General features: G+C 39.6%; 18 protein-coding genes and 1 other RNA gene. 1 reads left to right on the forward strand and 18 read right to left on the reverse strand.

Translation table 11 applies throughout. From position 1 onward, the window contains the following. Positions 1-12: 12 nt before the first annotated feature. From parC to M3206_RS10655, 5 genes are all read right to left on the reverse strand, one after another. Positions 13-2457 carry a DNA topoisomerase IV subunit A gene (gene parC, locus M3206_RS10635; protein ID WP_251312504.1) on the reverse strand — a complete coding sequence of 815 codons (2445 nt, stop codon included), beginning with the start codon at positions 2455-2457 and terminating at the stop codon, positions 13-15. A 13-nt stretch (positions 2458-2470) separates the two neighbouring features. Continuing rightward, entirely contained in the window at positions 2471-4429 is a 1959-nt protein-coding gene (parE, locus tag M3206_RS10640; RefSeq protein ID WP_251312505.1) for a DNA topoisomerase IV subunit B, read from the reverse strand. A gap of 211 nt (positions 4430-4640) precedes the next feature. After that, positions 4641-5048, reverse strand: a complete 408-nt coding sequence (locus M3206_RS10645) for a CoA-binding protein (RefSeq protein WP_251312506.1) — start codon at positions 5046-5048, stop codon at positions 4641-4643. Between the two features lie 161 nt (positions 5049-5209). Further along, positions 5210-6730: a carboxypeptidase M32 gene (locus M3206_RS10650; RefSeq protein WP_251312507.1), complete on the reverse strand. Its 1521-nt coding sequence runs from the start codon at positions 6728-6730 to the stop codon at positions 5210-5212. Between the two features lie 92 nt (positions 6731-6822). Continuing rightward, positions 6823-7002: a hypothetical protein gene (locus M3206_RS10655; RefSeq protein WP_251312508.1), complete on the reverse strand. Its 180-nt coding sequence runs from the start codon at positions 7000-7002 to the stop codon at positions 6823-6825. A 171-nt stretch (positions 7003-7173) separates the two neighbouring features. Here M3206_RS10655 and M3206_RS10660 point away from each other — a divergent pair, with 171 nt between their 5' ends. Beyond that, positions 7174-7692 carry a DUF2269 family protein gene (locus M3206_RS10660; protein ID WP_251312509.1) on the forward strand — a complete coding sequence of 173 codons (519 nt, stop codon included), beginning with the start codon at positions 7174-7176 and terminating at the stop codon, positions 7690-7692. A 53-nt stretch (positions 7693-7745) separates the two neighbouring features. Here the strand turns inward: M3206_RS10660 and M3206_RS10665 are convergent, their stop codons facing one another. From M3206_RS10665 to M3206_RS10725, 13 genes are all read right to left on the reverse strand, one after another. After that, positions 7746-9857 (reverse strand): DUF5054 domain-containing protein, encoded by a 2112-nt coding sequence (locus tag M3206_RS10665; RefSeq protein WP_251312510.1) that lies wholly within the window; start codon positions 9855-9857, stop codon positions 7746-7748. Between the two features lie 82 nt (positions 9858-9939). Then, a complete protein-coding gene (locus tag M3206_RS10670) occupies positions 9940-10089 on the reverse strand; it encodes a hypothetical protein (protein ID WP_251312511.1) in 150 nt (49 codons plus the stop codon). 9 nt (positions 10090-10098) lie between these two features. Then, positions 10099-11226 (reverse strand): CehA/McbA family metallohydrolase, encoded by a 1128-nt coding sequence (locus tag M3206_RS10675; RefSeq protein WP_251312512.1) that lies wholly within the window; start codon positions 11224-11226, stop codon positions 10099-10101. Between the two features lie 21 nt (positions 11227-11247). After that, positions 11248-12099 carry a carbohydrate ABC transporter permease gene (locus M3206_RS10680; RefSeq protein ID WP_251312513.1) on the reverse strand — a complete coding sequence of 284 codons (852 nt, stop codon included), beginning with the start codon at positions 12097-12099 and terminating at the stop codon, positions 11248-11250. A 4-nt stretch (positions 12100-12103) separates the two neighbouring features. Then, positions 12104-13024, reverse strand: coding sequence for a carbohydrate ABC transporter permease (locus M3206_RS10685; RefSeq protein ID WP_251312514.1), 921 nt, complete (start codon positions 13022-13024; stop codon positions 12104-12106). Positions 13025-13083: 59 nt separating this feature from the next. Further along, positions 13084-14406 (reverse strand): ABC transporter substrate-binding protein, encoded by a 1323-nt coding sequence (locus M3206_RS10690; RefSeq protein ID WP_251312515.1) that lies wholly within the window; start codon positions 14404-14406, stop codon positions 13084-13086. Positions 14407-14518: 112 nt separating this feature from the next. After that, a complete protein-coding gene (locus M3206_RS10695) occupies positions 14519-15538 on the reverse strand; it encodes a LacI family DNA-binding transcriptional regulator (protein WP_251312516.1) in 1020 nt (339 codons plus the stop codon). A gap of 407 nt (positions 15539-15945) precedes the next feature. Beyond that, complete coding sequence (locus tag M3206_RS10700) at positions 15946-17091, reverse strand: THUMP domain-containing class I SAM-dependent RNA methyltransferase (protein WP_251312517.1); 1146 nt, start codon at positions 17089-17091, stop codon at positions 15946-15948. Positions 17092-17207: 116 nt separating this feature from the next. Beyond that, an RNA gene (gene rnpB, locus M3206_RS10705) (RNase P RNA component class B) lies at positions 17208-17615 on the reverse strand. Positions 17616-17691: 76 nt separating this feature from the next. Continuing rightward, positions 17692-18003 carry a cell division regulator GpsB gene (gpsB, locus tag M3206_RS10710; RefSeq protein WP_077364143.1) on the reverse strand — a complete coding sequence of 104 codons (312 nt, stop codon included), beginning with the start codon at positions 18001-18003 and terminating at the stop codon, positions 17692-17694. 74 nt (positions 18004-18077) lie between these two features. Continuing rightward, positions 18078-18638: a DUF1273 domain-containing protein gene (locus tag M3206_RS10715; protein WP_251312518.1), complete on the reverse strand. Its 561-nt coding sequence runs from the start codon at positions 18636-18638 to the stop codon at positions 18078-18080. A gap of 407 nt (positions 18639-19045) precedes the next feature. Beyond that, the gene (locus M3206_RS10720) at positions 19046-20308 is read right to left on the reverse strand and encodes a ribonuclease H-like domain-containing protein (protein WP_251312519.1); all 1263 of its coding nucleotides are present in this window, start codon (positions 20306-20308) and stop codon (positions 19046-19048) included. Next, the gene (locus tag M3206_RS10725) at positions 20292-22574 is read right to left on the reverse strand and encodes a DEAD/DEAH box helicase (protein WP_251312520.1); all 2283 of its coding nucleotides are present in this window, start codon (positions 22572-22574) and stop codon (positions 20292-20294) included. The genes M3206_RS10720 and M3206_RS10725 overlap by 17 nt, the downstream gene beginning before the upstream one ends. Positions 22575-22602 lie beyond the last annotated feature (28 nt).

The following is a 22602-nucleotide window of genomic DNA, read 5'->3' on the forward strand; positions in this document are numbered from 1 at the left end:
AGCAGCGAAATGCTACTCTTTTGAACTATCTGTTGAAATCAATGATTTTAATCTTGTAATTTGTCCCGTTTCACCGGTATCTACTACAAATGAGCCGTTATTGTACCTGTCGGCAGATTTGAAATTTTCAGCTGAAACGGTTTCTTGTTTACCGCTTGCCGTTTCAAGAACGAATTGTTTCTCCTCATCCGTAACCAATTTCATACCTACGATACGGTGCGGATTAGATTTCAATTCTCTGATCATTACAAGTCCACGTTTGGCACGCGACGTTTTATCAAACTCTGTAATCTTCATCTTTTTCATGGCACCGCGCTGAGTAGCAATTAGAACTTGAGCAGTTTCTGGATGATTTGTAATGGCAAAACCGCTTACTAAGTAATCTCCTGCTTTTAAATTAATGCCTTTCACCCCTGCAGCTCGCTGGCCAACGAGGCTGATTTCTTCTTCATGGAACCATAATCCATAACCAAAGTGCGTGGCGATAAACACATCTTGATTTCCATTCGTTAAGGACACATCTACAACCTCGTCTTCGCTTTTTAGTTTAATGGCCATTAAGGTACGGTTATAGCGTGTAGCCTTGTATTGCATAAGTTCTGTTTTCTTTGTCATTCCTTGTTTAGTAAAGAAAATGAGGAATTGATCTTCCTTAAATTCTTTTACAGGATAGGCTTTGATCAGCTTTTCATCCTTATCTAGACCAACGATACTTGCTAGATGCTGCCCCATGTCTTTCCAGCGGATCTCAGGCATCTCATAGACAGGAAGGTAAATGTAATTCCCTTTATTCGTAAACATCAGCATGGTGTCCGTTGTGTTGAGTTGGGATACGAGCAATAAGGAATCCGTTTCTTTCATTCCTGGCAGTTCACCATTAGATGCACTATAGGAACGAATACTTGAACGTTTAATATAGCCGTCCTCTGTAACCATCACCATTACATCTTCAGACGGAATCATGACTTCCATATCAATCTTGATTTCCTGAATCTCAGCTTCGATCTGTGTACGTCGTGGATCAGCATATTTCTTTTTAACATTAGAGAGTTCTTTTTTAATAACGTTGTATAATTTTTTATCGCTATTTAAGATGGAACGGAGGTGTTCAATCTTCTTTTCGAGTTCTTCCGCTTCTTTCTGAAGTGTAGTAATATCCGTATTTGTTAAGCGATAAAGCTGCAAGGTAACGATAGCTTCAGCTTGTGCTTCAGTAAACTGAAACTTTTCAATGATGTTGTCCTTTGCATTTCGCTTATCTTTTGACGCACGGATTGTTTCGATCACTTCATCTAAGATCGAAATGGCTTTTATTAAACCTTCTACAATATGTGAACGTTCTTCAGCTTTACGTAAATCATATTTCGTTCTTCTTGTTACCACTTCGATCTGATGCTGAATGTAGGCGTTTAATATCGCTTTTAAGCCCATTAATTTTGGTGTCTTGTTATGGATAGCTACCATGTTGTAGTTATACGAAACTTGAAGATCAGTATTTTTAAAGAAGTAGTTCAATACCCCTTCTGCATTTCCATCTTTACGAAGTTCGATAACTATCCTTAATCCAGTGCGATCGGTCTCATCACGGATTTCAGCGATTCCGTCTACCTTTTTGTCTAAGCGAAGTTCATCCATACGCTTCACTAGGTTCGCTTTGTTCACTTCAAAAGGAACTTCAGTGATAACTATCTGCTGACGTCCGACCTTTAAACTCTCAATCTCGGTTTTGGCACGAATAATGAAACGGCCTTTTCCTGTCTCGAAAGCTTTCTTGATGCCATCAACACCTTGAACAATTCCGCCAGTCGGGAAATCAGGACCTTTTATAACGGTCATGAGTTCATCGAGTGAAACATCGGGATTATCGATCTGCATGGTAACAGCGTCGATCACTTCTCCAAGATGGTGTGGCGGGATTTCAGTCGCATAACCAGCTGAGATCCCCGTTGAGCCGTTTACAAGTAAATTTGGATACATAGAAGGCAGTACGATCGGTTCTTCTGTCGTATCATCGAAGTTAGGTGCAAATTCAACCGTTTCTTTGTCGATATCTCTTAATAATTCAGAAGCGATCGCGGAAAGTCTTGCCTCTGTATAACGCATTGCGGCTGCCGGGTCTCCATCGATACTACCGTTATTTCCGTGCATCTGAATGAGGACGTTTCTAACTTTCCAGTCCTGACTCATACGTACCATCGCTTCATAAACGGAAGAATCACCATGCGGGTGATAATTACCGATTACATTACCGACTGTTTTAGCCGATTTTCTATAGGGTTTTTCATTTGTGTTTCCTTCCGCATACATCGCATATAAAATACGGCGCTGTACAGGTTTCAATCCATCTCTAGCATCAGGCAGTGCACGCTCCTGAATGATGTATTTACTATACCTTCCGAAGCGGTCGCCGATTACGTCTTCTAACGGCAGCTCTCTATATTTCTCAAGCAGTGACAATCTTTAAACCTCCTCAGAATGCAGACAAGTTCTCGTTATCAAGTATGTTCGTTTCTTCGTTCAAACCAAACGCCACATGTTCTTCAATCCACTTACGACGTGGTTCAACTTTATCTCCCATAAGAACGGAGACGCGTTTTTCAGCTCTCGCTGCATCATCGATACGAACACGAATCAGTGTACGTGTATCAGGATCCATCGTTGTTTCCCATAGCTGATCAGCGTTCATCTCACCAAGACCCTTATAACGCTGGATGATGTAGCCTTTACCTACTTTTTTCTGTGCTTCTTTTAATTCATCTTCATCCCATGCATATTCTATGATTTCCTTTTTACCTGTTCCCTTGCTCACTTTATAAAGAGGCGGCAAAGCAATGAAAACTTTCCCTTCTTCAATAAGCGGCTTCATGTATCGGTAAAAGAACGTTAAGAGCAGCACTTGAATATGTGCTCCATCTGTATCAGCATCGGTCATGATAATAATTTTGTCGTAGTTTACATCTTTTAATGAAAAATCAGATCCGACTCCCGCGCCGATCGCATGGATGATCGTATTGATTTCTTCATTCTTAAAAATGTCTGCAAGCTTTGCTTTTTCCGTGTTGATTACTTTACCACGAAGCGGCAAAATGGCTTGGAATTTACGATCACGGCCTTGTTTTGCAGAACCGCCTGCAGAGTCACCCTCCACCAAGTACAGTTCGTTGCGTTCAGGATTCTTTGAAGTTGCAGGAGTTAACTTTCCACTCAGCATTGAATCCTTTCGTTTGTTCTTCTTCCCGTTACGTGCATCCTCACGAGCTTTTCGGGCTGCTTCACGAGCTTGAGCGGCTTTAATACTTTTACGAATGAGCATTTCACTTATTGCAGGATTCTCCTCAAGAAAGTAAGCAAGCTTTCCAGCAACCACGGCATCTACAGCTGATCGTGCTTCACTTGTTCCTAATTTACTCTTTGTTTGGCCTTCAAACTGCAAAAATTCTTCCGGGATTCGAACGGATACTACTGCCGTTAATCCCTCTCGGATATCTGAGCCATCTAGGTTTTTATCTTTCTCTTTTAATAAGTTTGTTTTGCGTGCATACTCATTGATGCTTCGAGTAATCGCTGTTTTAGCGCCTGACTCGTGAGTTCCACCGTCTTTCGTGCGAACGTTGTTGACGAACGAGAGTACGTTTTCTGCATAGCCATCGTTGTATTGAAAAGCAAAATCTACTTCAATCTCATTTTGCGTTCCTTCAAAACTGACGACATTATGAAGTGTATCTTTATCTTCATTCAAATATTGCACGAATGCTTCTAGCCCAGTATCGAACTGAAATTCTTCTTTTTCACCATTTCGGGCATCTTCTAAAACGATTTTAATGCCTTTTAGAAGAAAAGCAGCTTCTCGGAGGCGTTCGCTTAATGTTTCATAATTATAATTAATCGTCGAAAACATTTTACGGTCAGGTTTGAAATGAACAGTCGTCCCTGTTTTGCGGGTATTCCCGATAACTTCAAGCGTTGTAACAGGCTTTCCTCCATCTTCAAATCGCTGTCTAAATGTTTTTCCATCACGATAGATCGTAACTTCAAGCCATTCTGACAGGGCATTAACTACAGAAGCACCTACACCATGAAGTCCTCCAGATGTTTTGTATCCGCCTTGTCCAAATTTACCGCCAGCATGCAGAACAGTAAAGATGATTTCCGGAGTCGGTTTTCCAAGCTTATGCATTCCTGTAGGCATTCCACGGCCATCATCTGACACAGAAATGCTGTTATCTTTATGAATCTTTACATGTATGTAATCACCGAATCCGCCTAAAGCTTCGTCCACGGCGTTATCTACAATTTCATATACGAGGTGATGCAAACCTCTGGCATCTGTGCTGCCGATATACATCCCAGGGCGTTTTCGAACGGCTTCTAACCCTTCGAGCACCTGTATGGCATCATCGTTGTAGTCAAATAATGATTTACTTGCCAAAATGTGTTGCTCCTTTCACGTCATACAGTACTTCTATAATAGCATATAATAGCAGAACGTTTGTTTCTATTCTAGCTCTTTCCTCATATTCTCCTCTTATTTCTCGGTCAGAGAACAAAAACCTTTAGCTAAAAAGCGTATTTATTGTGTTTACTAAAACGTAAAAAGACAAACATGGGAAAACCACCCGTGTGTGGCGGGTGGTTCATTCCTACCGGATCATAGCATGTTCCACTTTAATGCACTTATCCATAATATAAGGAATCGTCGCACTTTGCAAAATCTCTTCTGCTTCAGCATTATATAAACCGAGCTGCGCCCAGAAGAAACCAGCCTTTATATTAGCTGCGGAACGTGCGACTTCTGGCAGGTACTCACTTCTTCTGAACACATTAACGATATCTACCTGTCCCTCAATATCTTCAAGTTTTGCATAAGCTTTTTGTCCCAGGACCTCATTGACATTTGGATTTATAGGAATGATCTCATAGCCTGCTTTCTGCATATACTCTGAGACCATATAGGAGGTACGAAACGGCTGATCGGACAGACCGACGACCGCTATGCGCTTTTTTAATTTTAGCAGATTCTTAATATCCTCTTTCGTTGCAATTCCCATGTTTAATTTCCTCCCCAAGTCATTTTATATAAATTGTAGACAAAACCATTGAAATTGAAACATTTGTAAAGAACCCTGTTTGTTTCATAGAACCAATTTATTACAAGAGCATCAAAAAGCCGGCATACTCGGATGATACACGAGAGCCGGCATACAAGGTTTTAGCCGTTTAGACGGTAAATTTCACTGTACTTTTTCTCAAAATATGTGATGAGATGATCGGGATTCAAACCTTCACCTGTTACATCTTTTAGAATTTCGATCGGCTTTTTCATCTTGCCGTATTGATGCACATTGTTTGTCAGCCAATCTTTAATCGGAAGAAGGTTCCCTGATTCAACAAGAGAATCAAAGTCCGGAATATCTTTTATCATTGCGTTTTTAAGCTGTGCTGCGTAAATATAACCTAGTGCATACGAAGGGAAGTAACCAAAACTGCCCCCTGACCAGTGGACGTCTTGAAGAACTCCTTCCGCGTCATTTTTCGGAGTTACACCAAGGTATTCCTGCATTTTCTCGTTCCAGACACGTGGGAGATCCTTAACTTCAATCTCATCGTTAAATAAACCTTTTTCAATCTCATAACGAACAATAACGTGCAACGGATATGTCATTTCATCCGCTTCGATACGAATCAATGAAGGTTCAACGATGTTGATCGAGCGATAAAAGTCTTCGAGCTCGACTCCGTTGAATTGAGATCCCGCGACATTCTTCAATGTAGAATAATGATTTTTCCAGAATCCAAAGTGGCGCCCGACGAAGTTCTCCCAGAACAAGGATTGAGATTCATGGATACCCATGGATGTACCTGAACATAGAGGCGTACCCACGAGTTCTTCAGAAATATTTTGCTCATAAAGGGCATGTCCGCCTTCATGGATCGTACCGAAAACGGCTGTACGAAAATCATTTTCCATATACTTTGTTGTTACACGGACGTCCCCTGGATTAAGACCGATTGCAAACGGATGGACTGTTTCATCTAAGCGGCCGGAGTCAAAGTCATAGCCCATGTCTTTTAACACGTGCAAACTAAATTCTTTTTGCTTTTCTTTCGGGAAATGGTCGAACAAAAATTTCGTTTCAGGCTGGTCAGCTTCTGTAACTTTTTGCAGTAGCGGAACAATACGGTCACGAAGTTTTGAGAAAGTCTCATCCAAGATTTCTACTGTTACCCCTGGTTCGTACATATCTAAAAGCGTGTTGTATTTATTCCCTTCATAACCCCAGTATTCTATAAACCTTTTATTAAATGCTACAAGCTTTTCTAAGTAAGGCTGAAACAATGAGAAATCAGAGTTGTTTTTCGCTTCTTCCCATACATTCTCTGCTTTAGACTGCAAAATGACATATTCTTTGAATTCAGCTGGAGGAATCTTCGCGTTACGCTCAAAATCCTTCTTTACTTCTTCAAGTGTTTTCTTTGTCACATCTGACAGCGTGTCATACACTTCTGGCTTAGATAACTCTTCGATAAAGTTTTTCATTTCATCAGATACGGACATTTCAAATACATCTGATGATAACGTTCCAATCACTTCCGAGCGTTGTTCTACACCTTTTTTTGGTGCTCCCGTACGTAGATCCCAATACATAAGGCCGATCGCTTCATTTACATGAACCATTTTCTTTACATAATCTAAAAACTCTTTTTCGATAATTACTTTCGTTTGCGTCATTATAAATAACCATCCCTTCGCGTGATAAAAACCTACCGCTATAGAGAATTCGGGACAGAATAAAAAAGTCCTGCTGGTCAGTTTTATTTTTATTAAAAATCTTCTTTAAACATTTCTGCATATGGAGCAAAAGTTGGATCGACATTGTTCACATGACCGATCGATTGATGAAGCAACTGGTGGATCTCTTCTTTATGATGATCCCCGAGGTGAGGATAAAGGTTTTGATAAGCTTTTCTAATCCTCGACAAATGACTGAAATGATCGTACATACTAATCCCTTCTTTCTACTTGTTTTTCATTAGTATGTACAGCATTCTTAATCCTTTAAACAAAAAAATACAACCTGAGACTTATACATAAATACTTCCCAAGTGGTTTCATTGCCATTTGATAAAGGATTAAACTTTTTAATGAAATACACGAAGGGAGAACAATGTAACATGAAAACGATCGGAAACAACGGACTAAAATGGTTAAAGATCACACATATCGTTTTAGTAGCCTTATTTTTTGGCGGGATTATGAGTTCAGTTGCTATCCATACTGGGATAAAACTTGATTCTTATGAAGTGACTCTAGAAACCTATAAAAGAATTGTAGTCATCAGTGATTATGTTATTCGCACCGGTGCAGTCGGTACATTAATCGTTGGGTTTATTTATGGGATTTTCACAAAATGGGGGTTCTTCAAACATCGGTGGGTTACTGTAAAATGGATTTTGTTTATCATACAAACCGTGGTCGGCATATTCGTAGTTGATCACCTCATGATGACAAATATGGCTCTTTTAGAAAAAGAAAAAGCACTCGCATTAAGTAACCCCGCTTTTATCCAAAACGATGAGTGGAGACAGTATGCCGTATGGTTTCAGGTTGGTGTAACACTGTTTATTTTTATCATATCAGTCCTAAAGCCTTGGAAAAAGAAAAGAACATCCACAAAAGTGACCGCTGCATAAATGAAAAAGGCTGCCTCAGAAAGGCAGCTCTTTTTAAATATTGCTAGTGTTTTCTAGCTATTCGCTTTCAATTTTATGATAAATCTGCTCTTCCCATCCTCTTCATACCACATCGGGAAGTTTGTGCCCCAAACGTTGTTGTATAAGTTAAAATGAAATCCACCATGCAGAGAAGCAAAAGTATTGTCAAATTGCAGCAATCTTTTTTTTCCTGGAGAGACTAAAGGAGAATCTTTTGGCTCAATAATAGCTTCCCCATCAGCACCTTGATAAGAAAGGCCCGAACACAAGGCATGAAGGTTACGATTCCCGTCTTTTACGACTTCAAGTGGAGATATCGGCTCCCCCAACTTATCCATCTTCCAAATGTTCGGATTATCCACCTCTAGACCAAAGGAAAACCACATCGCCTCTGGTAAACGGTTTGCTTCCTTATCAAACCACTGAAGAGCAATCTCGATCTGTTCATCCATTTTAGGAAATTTGTATTCGATGATGACCATCTTTGGAGCACCGAAAGATTCTACTGCTTTACTCGGAAGCTCGAGATGCACCCGCACGTGATCATCAGTCGCGGTTTCCGTTTTGCTCAAGGAAAGGATACTCGGATGATACCTTTCATGTCTCGGTCTTGGTGTCACCAACTCCATCCCTGGTTTCCCTTGATCAGCCTCCGACCACTGATAGGTTTGGCCAACATTCTCCACATACTCCTCAAACCAGCGATGATAGTTTTCTACTCCAAATGATTCATACTCAAAAACACCCATTCGTTTTTGTTCGTTTACCCAGGATTTTCCTTTACTATCCAGTAAGCACTTTATCGATCCATCGTCTGCAAACACTATAGTAAACTTTCCGAGTGAGTAAGAACGGTTAGTTTGTATTTGCTCAGACAAAATTTCATGTTTTATCGGTTCTAATAACTGAAATGCTTCCCACACTTTCTTCTGTCTTTTATCAGACAATGCATCAATAGCTCCTTGAAGATATCCACGCTGTTCTTTCCAGGATGCTTCAAATAATTGATAGCCTCTAGTGATGGCAGATTCTAAAAAAACTTCTTTCGATAATCGATCATACTCGTCCATCGCAAAGGATCCAATATAGCTGTATTTAGCTGGCACCGAATCAGGTTCGATGGCACTTTTCTGTCTTGCATGTTGAAAATCCAGCTTGGCATAATTTTTATAATCATTTAGATATTTCTTTTCATCTAATCCCCATGTATGTTCTGGGATTAACAGCAGCCAGTCAGAAAACTGTCTATACTCCTTACTGTTTACCTCTAACTCCCCTTCGGTGATCCACTGGTTTCTGAGTCGAAGTAGTTCACGGTATTGAGCTACCTTTTTGGGATCCGTTGCTACCCCGTGGATCCACGAATCCCCAATCTCCTCATGAACGACCGGCAGAGTATGTTTTATCGCTTGGATTTTTGCCGCAAAAGCATCCATGGTTGACGCTTTGATAACGGCATTCGGAAATTTTTCTTGTAAGACATGGAATTCCCTTTTAATATCCTCAACAGATGGAGGTCCACAATTATCCCCTGTATGAGCAAATACCATCACCTCATTCAAACCATCCAGTTTGAGAACATCTCCATAGTTATCCGCATAGTTAACGATAACTTCTGTTTCATCCTTACCTTTCCATACAAAAATAGAAGGAACAGAAGGCACTTTTGAAGCCGGATTAACTCCAATATGTAAATATTGAATGCCACTATTGGCTAAGTGAGGTACGATTGCTTTTGTATGACCAGGAACATCAGTCATTTTTGCTGAAATCGTTCGTTTTCCATACGTCCTGTCTAAGCTTTTCGAGATGGACAATCCATATTGAAGCAAATCCGCATCCATTAATTCCGTATGTGTTGTAAAAGGGAGTCCGTGCCAAGTGATAAACCCCTTTTTTATAGCCCCTTCCATCACTCGCTTTTGTTCATCATTTGCTCTCTTTAAATACTCTTGAATCAACCATGAACCAGTTGTCCATACAAAACCAACAGATGTATCTTCTTGATCTAAACGCTCTGCCAACTCGATCGCCTTTGGTATGTAAGACTTAATATATTGTTCTGTCACATTTTCGGCTAAATCGGTAAAGCCAATATCTAAATGTGTTTTGAAGATCACATGCACTACTTCAATATCCTTCATGTTGCTGCTCCCCACCTTATGTACGTCTCTACATGTTTAGTTGTCACTATTCTTTGTTGATTTTCATGCTTTATCAAGCTCATTATTCAAAACCAGAAAAATAAATAGGATTACTTAATGCCGCTAGTAGCCTTGTTTTTACTTGAGGGAAATAGCGCCATACTTCTACCCGGTAAAAGGAACGGGTTCCAACGGTTAAGGTTACATCGAATGCATCCTCACCTTCCTCCACCATCATTTCCTACTCAACGCCGTTATTTGAAATGATTCTAACCGCATCATTATACTGAACATCTTTCACGTTCACCTGAACCGGTAAATTCTTATTGATACAAACATCACCAACGATTCTGCTTCCACAGGTTAAACTGATGAATGGTCCTTGTGGGGAATAACTTAAAACGACATGCCCTTTATCTACTGAGCTTAAAATCTCAGAGCTTGTTAAATTTTTACTATAAACCCATGTGGTAGGCATGCCATGGATAACATGGGGATCGGGACGATGGGCATCACTGCCACCGACCGCTACAAGCCTTCTTCCAGAAACAAGCTGGTCTTGCCACCAGTCAAGCGCATCTTGGTTATCTTTCCGCCAAGGTCCATTCCAAACTTCCACCCAGTCATAATCAAAATCCCACCCCAATCTCCATCGAGTATTTCGACAGTACGGATGATTTAACGAAATATAGGCTCCCTTTTCCCGGGCTTCGCTTAAGCGGGCATGTAAATCTTCCATATCACTGACTCTAAAATCACGGACAGGATCATTTACTCCAAAAAAGTTGAGATGCCCCCAGTTGGTGGTGAGCTCCATCCCTGGGATATACAAAGTGTCAACATCACGAGGGTAAGCCTCGTTCTGACTTGACGCATTGTGGTCAGTTAACGCAAGAAAATCAAGTCCACCTTGTGTTGCGATCTCTGCTTTTTCCCTTAATGTGAACTTCCCATCACTATGGACACTATGTGTATGAAGATCTCCCTTTAACCAGCGAAGCTTCTCCTCGGTAAACTCAATCGTTAACTTCACGGTACAACCCTTGTTAGCAACCTTGTAAGCACCTAATATAACCGACCATTCTCCTGCTTCGATCGGCCCGTGTAAATAACCAGGAGTGGCCTTGGCTAAATGGATAAAAAACTCCGTACGAGCTCCACCGCTCCACCCTCTGACACGACTCGGATCCTTAACCCCAAGGTCGATGATGCTCGAAGCCACACCTTCTTGAATAACTTCCATTTTCACTTTGATTTGTTCCGTTCCGACTGGAACCTGAAAGGGAACTTCGATATAGAGATTCTCTTCTTCATGCGAGATAAATCTTGAAATACTTTTTGATTTAGAGAAAGCTTGGATGATCGCCATTCTCTCACCTCCTGGACCTTTTTATTCTTTACCTGTTGACCCCATCCCTCCCAATCCTTGTTCAAAGAGAGGTTGAAGTACAAAATATAGGATGATCATTGGAAGAGCAGCCGTTGTCGCACCCGCCATAATTAATGGCCAATCGATATTGTATTGAGTTTGAAAGGCTTTTAAAGCAATTTGGATCGTATACATTTCTTGAGAGCGAGCAACAGTTAACGGCCATAAATATTCGTTCCAATGGCTTAGAAAACTAAAAATCGCGACTAATGCTAAACCAGGTTTGTTTAAAGGCAAAATGATTTTCCAATAAATTTGAAACTTATTGCACCCATCAATGGTAGCTTGTTCATCTAATTCCTTAGGAACGGATAGAAAGTTTTGCCGTAGTAAAAAGATGGCAAAACCGGTAACAGCAAATGGAAGGATTAATGCAGAATAGGAATCCAACCATCCGTTCGGACCAGAAAACGGCATGTTCTTCATCATAAAGAATAGAGGTACCACCATTAAGCCGGAAGGGATCATCATCGTAGCCAAAACCATTAAAAACAACTTATTTCTACCTGGAAACTTTAGTCTAGCAAAAGCAAATGCAGCTAATGAAGCTAAAAATACATTAATTGCCGTTGCTACTACGGAAACAATGAAACTATTAAAAAATGCTCGTGGAAGATTTGTTTCCTGCCATATCTTCAGGAAGTTCTCCCAATGGAATTCTGAAGGTATTATTTTAGGAGGCCATACCATTACATCACCCTGAGTTTTCACAGCTGTCATGAACATCCATATATATGGGCCTAGAAAAATTAGCAATACAATAGACAACAAACCATATATAAACGTATTTTTCATGATTTTAGTTTTTTTCATATTGTTATTCCTTTCCAGAAGATAGCTTCAATTGCAGCCATGTGATGAATAATAAGAATGGGAATAAAACCAATGATAAAGCTGCTCCATATCCAACATAGTTAAATTCGAAGGATTGCTGCCATACGTGTTTGATCACAACCATCGTGCTATCCATTGGTCCACCATTCGTTAAAATATCAACCACTGCCACGACTTGGAAGGAGCCAATCACAGACATAACCATACTGTATACCAAGATATGCATGATCGAAGGTAAGGATATATGAAGAAACTGTTTCCAAGCATTCGCACCATCTAATCTTGCTGCTTCGTAATAAGATTGTGGAACAGATTGAAGGGCAGCCAAAAAAATAGGGGTATTATAAGCAGCACCTCTCCATGCACCGATAAAAATCAAGATCAGCATAGCTGTAGTAGGCTGCAGTAACCAAGCTGGCGGGCTTTCCATGCCAAAGACCTTTAAAAGATAATTAAGAATTCCTAAGTTATTATCAAAGACCCATAAGAAGATCATTGCTGTGATTACTTCTGATGTTATAGTAGGTAAAAAATAAAACACTTTAAAAAAACGTAAACCCTTTAGCTTTCTATTCAGAAGGACAGCAATTCCTAAAGCCGCCGCTAAGCCTAGTACCATTGAGCCAAATGTATAAACCAATGTGTTCCATATACTTTTCATAAACAGCTTATCCTCTAGCATTCTAGAAAAGTTTTCAAGACCGACGAATACAGCTGGATTAGGCAGACTATAGTCTGTGAAACTTAACCAGATTAAGTAAATGATAGGAACAATCGAAAAAACAAATAGAAGACTAAGTGCAGGAAAAATAAATAAATAAGATCCGGCTATATCTTTAAACCTATGTAACTCCCTTTTCTTCTTCCTTTTTACATTCATAGAAGGGACTGTTTCCACTTTCACTATTCTCACTCCCCTAAAGAGAAAGGGTATGTTCAACTGCTACATACCCTTACCATGTATTATTTTGCGTAATTAATCGATTTTTCAGCGACTTCTTGTGCATTATCAAGTGTCTTTTCAACATCAGCGCCATCAAATACGGAGCGAAGCGCCTTACCCCAAGCATCGTTCGCTTCTGGATACGCTTCAAGCTTATATGGTTGTGCATATTTTAATGTTTCGACATATGGCTTTAACAGTGGATCATTGAAAAATTCATCTTTGTATTGATGTTCTTTTACTGGATGACGTCCCATTTCCTTTGCTAACCGAATCGAGTACTTATCGGAAATAAACCATTTCATCAATTCGAAAGAAGCTGCCTTGTTTTTTGATCCTTTTGGAACGAATAAACTTCCGCCCCCAAGTACTGAACCTTTTTCTTTTGCTGGGATAACAGCAGTTCCTAAATCTTTATAAGCGTCCGGGAATTCATTTTTAATACGTGCAATATCCCAAGGGCCTGAGATAAAAGATGCTGCTCTTCCTGTACCAAACATCGCAACAGGATGATCCGTTTGACGCTCCTGTGGTGGCGGTACAGGTGATGCTTTGTGAACCAAGGCTAAATCCGTGTATTTCTTCATGGTATCAACTACAACAGGGTCATTTAGATTGGCCGTAACTTTATCTCCATCAAACTTTAAGATATTGGTTCCTTGAGCAACAACTTGTCCAAAAAAGGACCACCCGCTTGCATTAGTAACAAAGCCGTATTGACCTTTTTCTTTGTTTGTTAATTTTTTCGATACTTCGATTAATTCATCAAAAGTCTTTGGTGCTTCTTTAATTCCGTTCTTTTTAAAGGCTTTTTTGTTATATAAATAGATAAGGGTATTAATGTCAATTGGCACTCCATACTTAACACCTTTCCAAGTGACATCTTCAATTCCTCCTGGTAAGAAAAGGTCTTCTTCTCCCCATTCTTTCCATAAATCATCCACAGGCTCCGCTAACCCTTGTGCACCGAAGGCAAAGGAGTGATTATGAGCCATATCCGGTACGGCACCACTCGAAACGGCAAGCTTAACTTTGTTGGTCATATCTCCCCATTCAATTCCTACTGTTTTTACCGAAATATTCGGGTAAACAGACTGAAATTCTTTTACCGCATCTTGAATAGGCTTTTCATTCGCGTAATCAGCTGCTAGCCAAATTTCTAAATCTGTTTTTGGTAATGAGGCAATTTTTTCGTTAAAAGCAGGAAGACCATCTTCAACCAAGTCTCGATCCGGCGGCTTCACATCCATTTTTTCATTTGATTTCTCTCCAGAATTACCTGCTGACTGACACCCGGACAAAACGAGGAGTACGGCTAAAATGGTGAACAAAAATCTTCTCATATTAATCCTCCTTAAAAAGTATCGATACGCAAACTTTTCAATTTTGTCTGATCTAAGCTGTTATGTAACTTAGTCACTTTCTTGGGTGTCTCACCCCCCTTAAATTGATCTATTAGCGAATCAAGTGCGTTTTTCTACAAGAATCTCGAACGACTAGTTTTGCAGGTATCATCTTATGTCTTGGTGCTAATTGATCATTTAAGACATTAATCAAAATTTCAGCGGCTTCCTCACCTAGTTTCTCAGGGAACAATTCTATACTCGTTAATTGGGGAGTAGTCTCTAGGGCTAGCGTCTCATTGTTACTTAATGCCACTAATGAAAGATCGTTTGGAATATCCATGCCGAGTTCTCTTGCAGCACGAAGTACACCTAAAGCTACACGGTCCGTGTCTGCAATGATGGCAGTATATTTTTTTTCTTTTACCGTTTCTATCAAAGTATAAAAACCATAATCAGAACCATTTTTATATTTTTCCTGGTCGTTATAAATCACATTTTCTTCTAGAAAATGCAGGCCAAAATTCTCAAATGCTCTTCTGAACCCCTCTTTTCGATCTTCAGCTACTGTCATTCCGTAAGAAGCATTAAGAAAGAGGATATCTTTATGGCCACTTTCAATTAAAAACTCTCCTACCTCTTTCACAATCTCAATATTATTGTTATCTACGTATTTTGTTTCTACATCTTCATTATTAGGTCTGCCAATGAGAACATATGGGAGATTTAACTGTTTGTACTGAACAATCCTAGGATCTTGTTCTTTAGGATTCAATAAGATAACCCCATCCACTGGATCCCGTGAAAAAAGAGCAGTATCTTCACCATCATAAACTCGATCTAGAAGAACGCGATATCCAATTTCCGTACACTTTTTAACAACGCCATTAATGACCTTTAAATCAAAACTGCTTAGTTCAGTATCCAATGTAGGCATTTTCAGCCCAATGATCATATTTTTCTTTGTTGCCAAACTTCTAGCTGCATGATTAGGTACATAATTAAGTTCCTTTGCTACATTTAACACTCGTTCTGTAACCTCTGCACTTATAGGTCTTTTTTTACTAAACACACTAGATACAGTACCTTTTGAAACCCCTGCTTGTTTTGCGACATCCGCTATTGTAACCATTGTTATCACCTAAAAATTTTTATTATTAAACCGGTTTAATAATAGTTAAAAAATATAATAATTCCCTGAAACGGAATTATTTTAAAGTTAAGACAAGCTTCTCTTAGGCCGTTAAACCGGTTTAATGAATATTTCCGCTTTCATTATAGAATTAGTGAACAAAGAATACAATACACAAAATTAGATTTATTCAGAATATTTACAAAATAGTAAATTAGTCGATGATCTTTGAAAAATAGTACTTTAATCCTCTTTTCTTTACTTAAGTAGATTGATGAAATCCATGAAAAAGAAAAGAACATTCTCAACAACACCTGCTATATATTGAAAGAGCTGCCTCTCTGAGGCAGCTCTTTCAATATATAGCTTAATTTGTCTTCAAACCCGGATCATTCATAAAAGTTTTCTTAGGAATAATTCCTTGGTGGTCGTTTCCCGAAGAACTGATAATAATCAGTTTTCAGATCTCCGTTATATAGTTTACGTTTTTTAGTGGCACTTCTGCCGTAATATTCTTCAAACTTTTCATTAGAAGTGATAACATACACGCTCCACGTGTCATAAGGTCTCATGGCATTACCAAGATCGCGATACATTTGTGCCACTTCTTCTCTCTCCCCTAAACGCTCACCGTAAGGAGGGTTCGTTACAAGACAACCGTACTCTTGTTTCGTAGTAAAGTCGCGTACCTGCATCTGCTTAAACGTGATAAACTCTTCAAATCCTGCCTCATTCGCATTGTTCTTCGATAGTTCAATCATCTTATGGTCAATGTCTGAACCTTGGATATCGAGCGGCAGATCATACTTTGCAACATCCTGAGCTTCTCCAACTGCTTCATACCAAACCTTTTTATCGATCCAATTCCATTTTTCAGAAGCAAATTCTCGATTAAGTCCGGGAGCAATATTTTGCCCGATCATTGCTGCTTCAATGGGAAGTGTACCTGAACCACAGAAAGGATCTGCAAATGGTTTATCAGGTGTCCAGTTTGTCAGCATGATCAGAGCTGCAGCCATCGTTTCTTTAATTGGGGCTCCAGAATGCAATTCTCGATACCCGCGCTTATGAAGACCTGTTCCGCTCGTATCAATGGTAAGTGTAGCTATGTCTTTATGGATGGCTACTTCAATACGATACAACGCTCCATCTTCCGGGAACCAGGTTTTACGATTGTACGCAGTTTTCATGTTATCAACTACTGCCTTTTTTACAATCGCTTGGCAGTCAGAAACTGAAAAGAGCTTCGATTTTACTGATCGTCCGATTACAGGAAACTCCCCATCTTCGGGAATGAAATCTGACCATGGAAGAGCTTTTGTTTTTTCAAAAAGCTCATCAAATGTTTCAGCCTTGAATTCTCCTACCACCAGTTTTACACGATCAGCCGTTCTTAACCAAAGATTAGCTTTAACAAGTGTTTTTTCGTCGCCATCAAAATACACTTTACCGTTTTCAACTTGCACATTTTCAAAACCCAGTGCTCGTACTTCATTAGCTACTAGTGCTTCAAGTCCCATTGCAGCCGTTGCAATCAGCCTTAGTTTTGTCATATTTGTAAACTCCCTTATTCATCCTCTAATTTAAGTATGCCCAAGTTCTTTTTATGTAAATAGAAAAAGCCCCGTAAGCGGGGCCCTCATTCAGCTTTAATTAGGTACCAATAACGTTCTGTAAGCCATGTTCTGTTCCTTAGTACTGCAAGCGGCTAGTGGCCTCGTACACCGGTGGTAATCATCTATCTACAAAAAGCCTTAGCTTTTTGTTCTCCTATTCGTTCATTTCCGAAATAGGAAACTCCCCTACCATAATTTGGGTTTCTCGCTCGTGGGGTTTACCGCGTTCCACTCCCTCAGTTTCCTTTGGGACTACGTCACTGTGGCACTTTCAAGGTATTAACACCATATCCAAAAGGACTTAGGTGCGTTCCCTGCCGTTAACCCAGTAAGCTCATAGAGCGAACCAAGTTACCCTGGCTTATTTTTTGGCCAGGCACGATCATTACGGTCATCTCAGATCCGTGCGAGCATGGACTTTCCTCTAAACCAGAAATCTGATCCAGCGATTACCCGAACGTTATTGATTTAGTTTTTTAAAAGCAAGATTCATTATAGCATGCCGAATAGATAAAAACAAATGGATAAAAACTGGAATCAATCGTATAATTTGCTACCAAAAACATGTTTTTCCAAGTTAGACAAACGCTGAAGGATATCTGAGTTCGTCGTACTTGAAGTGACTGCAGGCATTCTTCGAGTAGGCTGATCAGAAGAATTCTGAGCTTCACGACGCAAGCGGTTATTTTCTTGAACAACTGCATCGTACTCTTTTTGGAAGTTCTCGTAATCTTTAATAATTAAATCTAAGAACTTATCCACTTCATCTTGATCGTAGCCACGAAAGCCCTGTTTGAAGTCTTTTTCTAAAATTTCTTTTGCTGTTAAATGAAAACGCTGTTCACTCATGTGAATCACCTCACACAAAGATTTCTAAAGTTATTTTTTCATTACATGACGTAATTGTCAAATTCTTTCTCTTTTTACTCATTACGATTCCATTGTTCTTCTTGGACAAGCACATCTAAATCATAAGGTGTAATATATAAGATTTCGTATGAACTGTCCATTTCCTGCTTTTGCTTGGCGGCATCCAAATAATACTTCGGTGACCCATCCTTTTCTTCGTCGTAAAGAAGTAACATCGCATCACTTTTTTGAACAAGAAATTGATTTTTCACCCTTAATTGCTGAGGACTTTCATACGGTTTACGGCTAACAGAATCTACAAAATCTGCATTCAAGAGAATTTCTTGATATTTTTCTTGGACATTTTCTTTCCATCGCGTTTCCTGTTCAAAAAAAGGCGTTAGAACTGCTAATTTTAGCTCTGGATATTCAAGCTGTAAATCAAAAACAACTGCCGCCGTCCACATTTCTACACCTGGCTGACCGCTGATTATTACCCATTCCAGTCCCTCATCTATTAGGGATGTAATTCTTTGCTGCAGAGCTTTCTTTATGTAGTATACCCCTTCGTGATTGTCACTAAATATACCAAGCTCATGCGCCTTATAACCACTGACTAACAGCGTTTGAAGCATTTTATTCCCCCTATAACGAAAACACCCGGCTCTTTCTATAGCCGGGCTTTTTCACTAAAAGTTTTGTGTTGTGTGACTGATTTGATTACCAATCATAACGGTTAAGCCGACGATTACGAAAAATAGAACAACAATCCACTGCTTCACGTGCCATCTCTCCATGCCTAGAATATATCATTTCCCTCTTCCCATTCCGGTTATTTCGCGAAAACAATCGAACCATTCAGATTATTGACGAAAAACAGGTTGAAATTTCAGGTATTATGACGTTTTTTGCGCTTACCCGGGGAATAAAAAGAGGGGAAATTTACTTTTCCGAAAACATTTTCATGTCCTCTCTTATTTTACAAAAAACATAGACAGTTGAGAAGAGATATTTTGAATAAATTCATAAATTTGACGAATATTTACGAATATTGGTTAATTCTTTGTTCCAATCGTTCGATTCTTTTTACAAATGCCTGTTTTTCCTGTTCTTCTTTCCGTTTAGTAAGCCTCTTTTTGTCTTTCCAGATCGCAAAAGCCTGAATGGCAAAATCCAATGCTTTTTCATAATCTTTTTTAACATGTTCATAGTACTTGGAAAGTTCAATAGCCGGTTCCTCATCAAGATTATTTTCTTTTATTAATTCCAGCCAATATTGAACAGAAAAATCGATTTGCTTTTGTTTTTTATATAAAATTGCGAGTGATTTCTTTGATTGGTATTGAAGTGTTGTACCAGTTGAAAGCACTTCATTATAATAAGCAATTGCGCGTTCATGTTCGTTCAAAGCTTCATACCAGCGAGCTGTTTCAAATATTTCTCTCTCGGTCCGAATCCCTTTTCCCTGAACAAGATTAGACATATGCGTATAAAGTGTGATCAAAGAAAGGACATCCCATTCGTTATGCTGAAAGACTCCTTCCAGTAAAGATGGATCTCCCTCATTACAATATTGGAAATATAGCATAGGAGCCAAGTAACCAGGAGTATCATGAATTCTATGGACCCCAAGGATCTCTTTTTCCACAACGGATAATTTCACAGCAGGCAAGGACTCTTTCCAGAGACGTCTAGCTCCATGAAGAAGATCAAAGTGACCAAACTCCGGCAATGAAGGCACATAATCACGAATCAATGTATGTCTCGTTTTCACTTGCGGCCAATCAAAGGATTTACCGTTATAGGTCACTAGGTTCCGAAGTTCTTTGACATGATTTAAAAAATAATGATAAAGTGCTACCTCAGAACCGGGACCAGGAAGAAAAAATTGGTGGACAAGCACATGATCCTCTTTAACTTGACTCATCCCAAGCATAAAGATCGTATTCCCTGCTCCGCCACTCAAACCTGTCGTTTCCGTATCAAAAAAAAGCAGTTGTGATGCATCCAAATCTTTAGCGTTAAGCGGATGAGTTTCTTTACTGTCCTGCCACCTGCTTACAGCATCCTTAACATCTGAAAATCGATACCGTCCCCACATTTGATCGAGCGGATATTCCACTTTCCGAATGATGCAATAATCATCCTCAAAAAAGTAAGGTGTTGCTCCAAACTTCTCCCAATAATGTGCATGATCAATGGTCTTTTGTTCCTTCTCTATTACCGATTGAGAGATTAAAACCTCAGAAGTAACCGGATGGACCATATGCTTTTTTAGTCGTTTCAATTTATTTTGAATCGACATGAGCTGGCACTCCTTTTATCTGAGTAATTAATTTTACAGCTAACGCTTTACTATTGCTTCCTTCTTCCAGTGTTCCGGTGCAAGAAGGGCACCCATTTTCACACGGACATTTTTCGATCATAGATAAAGCTTGATCCAGTACAAGGTCCCATGATCCATAAACCTTTTCACTTAAGCCAATCCCGCCAGGATAACGGTCATAAATAAATATTGTAGGCTGCTGATTATGGACGGCTTTTACTTGAGGAACAACATGTAGATCATTTGCATCACACATCACGAAAAGAGGTGCAACATGACGAAGTACGTGTGCAATCCCCAACAAACCAGCTTCTAATTTTTCCTCAGAAAGATTCTCATTATGAAAAGTAAGCCATGTTGCTGAAGTATGAAGCTCTTCTTCAGGAAGATGAATCGGACCTGAACCGATGTTATCATGGGTTTCAAATTTGATTTTCTTAAAGATCGTTGCTTTTGCAACAACCATGACATCTCCGTATGCTTTTGCATTTTTGTCATCTTTTGATTCTTTATCCACCTCTAAAACGTTCAGTGTAACAGCAAGGTTTGCATCCGTAAAATAATCAACATCTACTTCTCGAACATAAGCCTTCTTCTCTTCATAATCGAGCTTTTCGACTTGATATTGAGTACCTTGATGAAGATAAACAGCCTCTTCATGTAAAAGGGTCATGGAACTAAAACGATCCATTTCACCGATAACTTTCACATCCGCCACATCTGTTTGATCAATAATAACAACATTTTCTTGTGAAGCTGAACGCAGGCTGATGTTGTGTGCAGGAAATGAATCATTCATCCAGTAAAAATGTTTTCCTCTTTTATGAAGTACTTGTTCATCTACTAAAAATTCGAGTACATCTTCGATCTCTTGATTGCCAAACTTCTCGTTTTCCTTAAATGGCAGTTCATAGGCCGCGCATTTCAAATGATCGACTAAAATGATCAAATTATCAGGATTCATCCGGGCCGATTCAGGTGAACGCTCAAAAAAATAATCAGGATTTTGAATTACATACTGGTCAAGCGGCGATGAAGAGGCAACCATTATAACAACACTCTCATCCTGCCTTCTTCCAGCTCTTCCAGCCTGCTGCCATGCACTGGCGATCGATCCAGGATACCCCGTTAGAATACAAGCATGGAGCTGACCAATATCTACCCCAAGTTCAAGCGCATTTGTTGAAACAACTCCCATGATTTCTCCATTTCGAAGTCCTTTTTCAATAGCACGGCGCTGTTTTGGGAGATAGCCACCCCGATACCCTTGTATTGACTTGTTGCCAAATTCTTTTTTAACCAGTTCTTGCAGATAGGTAAGCAAGATTTCAACTCTAACCCGACTTCTCGCAAATACGATGGTTTGAATGTGATTTTCTAAGAACAGCTTAGCCAAATTCCGTGCTTCCAGAGTGGCACTCCTTCTTACATTAAGCGGTTTGTTAACAACCGGAGGATTATAAAATAAAAAATGTTTCCTTCCTGATGGTGCCCCGTTGTTGTTAATCAATGTTATTTGATTACCTGTAAGCTGTTCGGCCAGCTCTTTTGGGTTAGCAATTGTCGCTGAGGTACAAATAAATATAGGATCACTTCCGTAAAAATTACAGATACGTTTTAAGCGCCGAATAACATTTGCCACATGACTTCCGAATACACCTCGATAGGTGTGCAGTTCATCGATCACTACATATTTTATGTTTTCGAATAAGGCTACCCATTTTGTATGATGAGGCAAGACAGCAGCGTGAAGCATGTCAGGATTCGTCATCACGATGTTTCCTGCTTTTCTAACGACCTGACGAATATTTGCAGGGGTATCTCCGTCATATGTATAGCTTTTTATGTCTAACCCCATTTCATCTATCAGTTCATTAATTTCTGACTTTTGATCTTGAGCAAGTGCTTTTGTAGGAAAAAGGTAGAGCGCCCTTGCTTCTGGATTATTTGAGATCTCTTGTAGAACAGGCAGGTTATAACAAAGTGTTTTACCCGAAGCTGTAGGTGTAACGGCAACAAAGCTTTCCTTTCTAAGCGCTGTTTCATAGGCAGACAGCTGGTGAATATACAAAGAAGAGATCCCTCTATTTTGAAGAGCGGATTGAATAGTTGGGTGTAAATTTTCCGGGAGCGGTACATATACCGCGTCACGGGGTTCTATGGTTTTCCAGTGTACAATTTGTTTAGACATTTCCGGATCACGCAAAACGTCCATAACTTGTTGAATGGATTTTTTTCGAAACATGGCTTTCACCTCACTACCTATTCTAACG

The organism is Fictibacillus phosphorivorans (genome assembly GCF_023715845.1).
Classification (GTDB): domain Bacteria; phylum Bacillota; class Bacilli; order Bacillales; family Fictibacillaceae; genus Fictibacillus; species Fictibacillus phosphorivorans_D.

What these genes read in the sequence shown, in the direction of transcription:
- M3206_RS10645 (WP_251312506.1), bottom strand. Translation starts at nt 5,048, where the DNA reads ATGGGAATTGCAACGAAAGAGGATATTAAGAATCTGCTAAAATTAAAA.
- M3206_RS10650 (WP_251312507.1), bottom strand. Translation starts at nt 6,730, where the DNA reads ATGACGCAAACGAAAGTAATTATCGAAAAAGAGTTTTTAGATTATGTA.
- M3206_RS10655 (WP_251312508.1), bottom strand. Translation starts at nt 7,002, where the DNA reads ATGTACGATCATTTCAGTCATTTGTCGAGGATTAGAAAAGCTTATCAA.
- M3206_RS10660 (WP_251312509.1), top strand. Translation starts at nt 7,174, where the DNA reads ATGAAAACGATCGGAAACAACGGACTAAAATGGTTAAAGATCACACAT.
- M3206_RS10665 (WP_251312510.1), bottom strand. Translation starts at nt 9,857, where the DNA reads ATGAAGGATATTGAAGTAGTGCATGTGATCTTCAAAACACATTTAGAT.
- M3206_RS10675 (WP_251312512.1), bottom strand. Translation starts at nt 11,226, where the DNA reads ATGGCGATCATCCAAGCTTTCTCTAAATCAAAAAGTATTTCAAGATTT.
- M3206_RS10680 (WP_251312513.1), bottom strand. Translation starts at nt 12,099, where the DNA reads ATGAAAAAAACTAAAATCATGAAAAATACGTTTATATATGGTTTGTTG.
- M3206_RS10690 (WP_251312515.1), bottom strand. Translation starts at nt 14,406, where the DNA reads ATGAGAAGATTTTTGTTCACCATTTTAGCCGTACTCCTCGTTTTGTCC.
- M3206_RS10695 (WP_251312516.1), bottom strand. Translation starts at nt 15,538, where the DNA reads ATGGTTACAATAGCGGATGTCGCAAAACAAGCAGGGGTTTCAAAAGGT.
- M3206_RS10700 (WP_251312517.1), bottom strand. Translation starts at nt 17,091, where the DNA reads ATGACAAAACTAAGGCTGATTGCAACGGCTGCAATGGGACTTGAAGCA.
- gpsB (WP_077364143.1), bottom strand. Translation starts at nt 18,003, where the DNA reads ATGAGTGAACAGCGTTTTCATTTAACAGCAAAAGAAATTTTAGAAAAA.
- M3206_RS10715 (WP_251312518.1), bottom strand. Translation starts at nt 18,638, where the DNA reads ATGCTTCAAACGCTGTTAGTCAGTGGTTATAAGGCGCATGAGCTTGGT.
- M3206_RS10720 (WP_251312519.1), bottom strand. Translation starts at nt 20,308, where the DNA reads ATGTCGATTCAAAATAAATTGAAACGACTAAAAAAGCATATGGTCCAT.
- M3206_RS10725 (WP_251312520.1), bottom strand. Translation starts at nt 22,574, where the DNA reads ATGTTTCGAAAAAAATCCATTCAACAAGTTATGGACGTTTTGCGTGAT.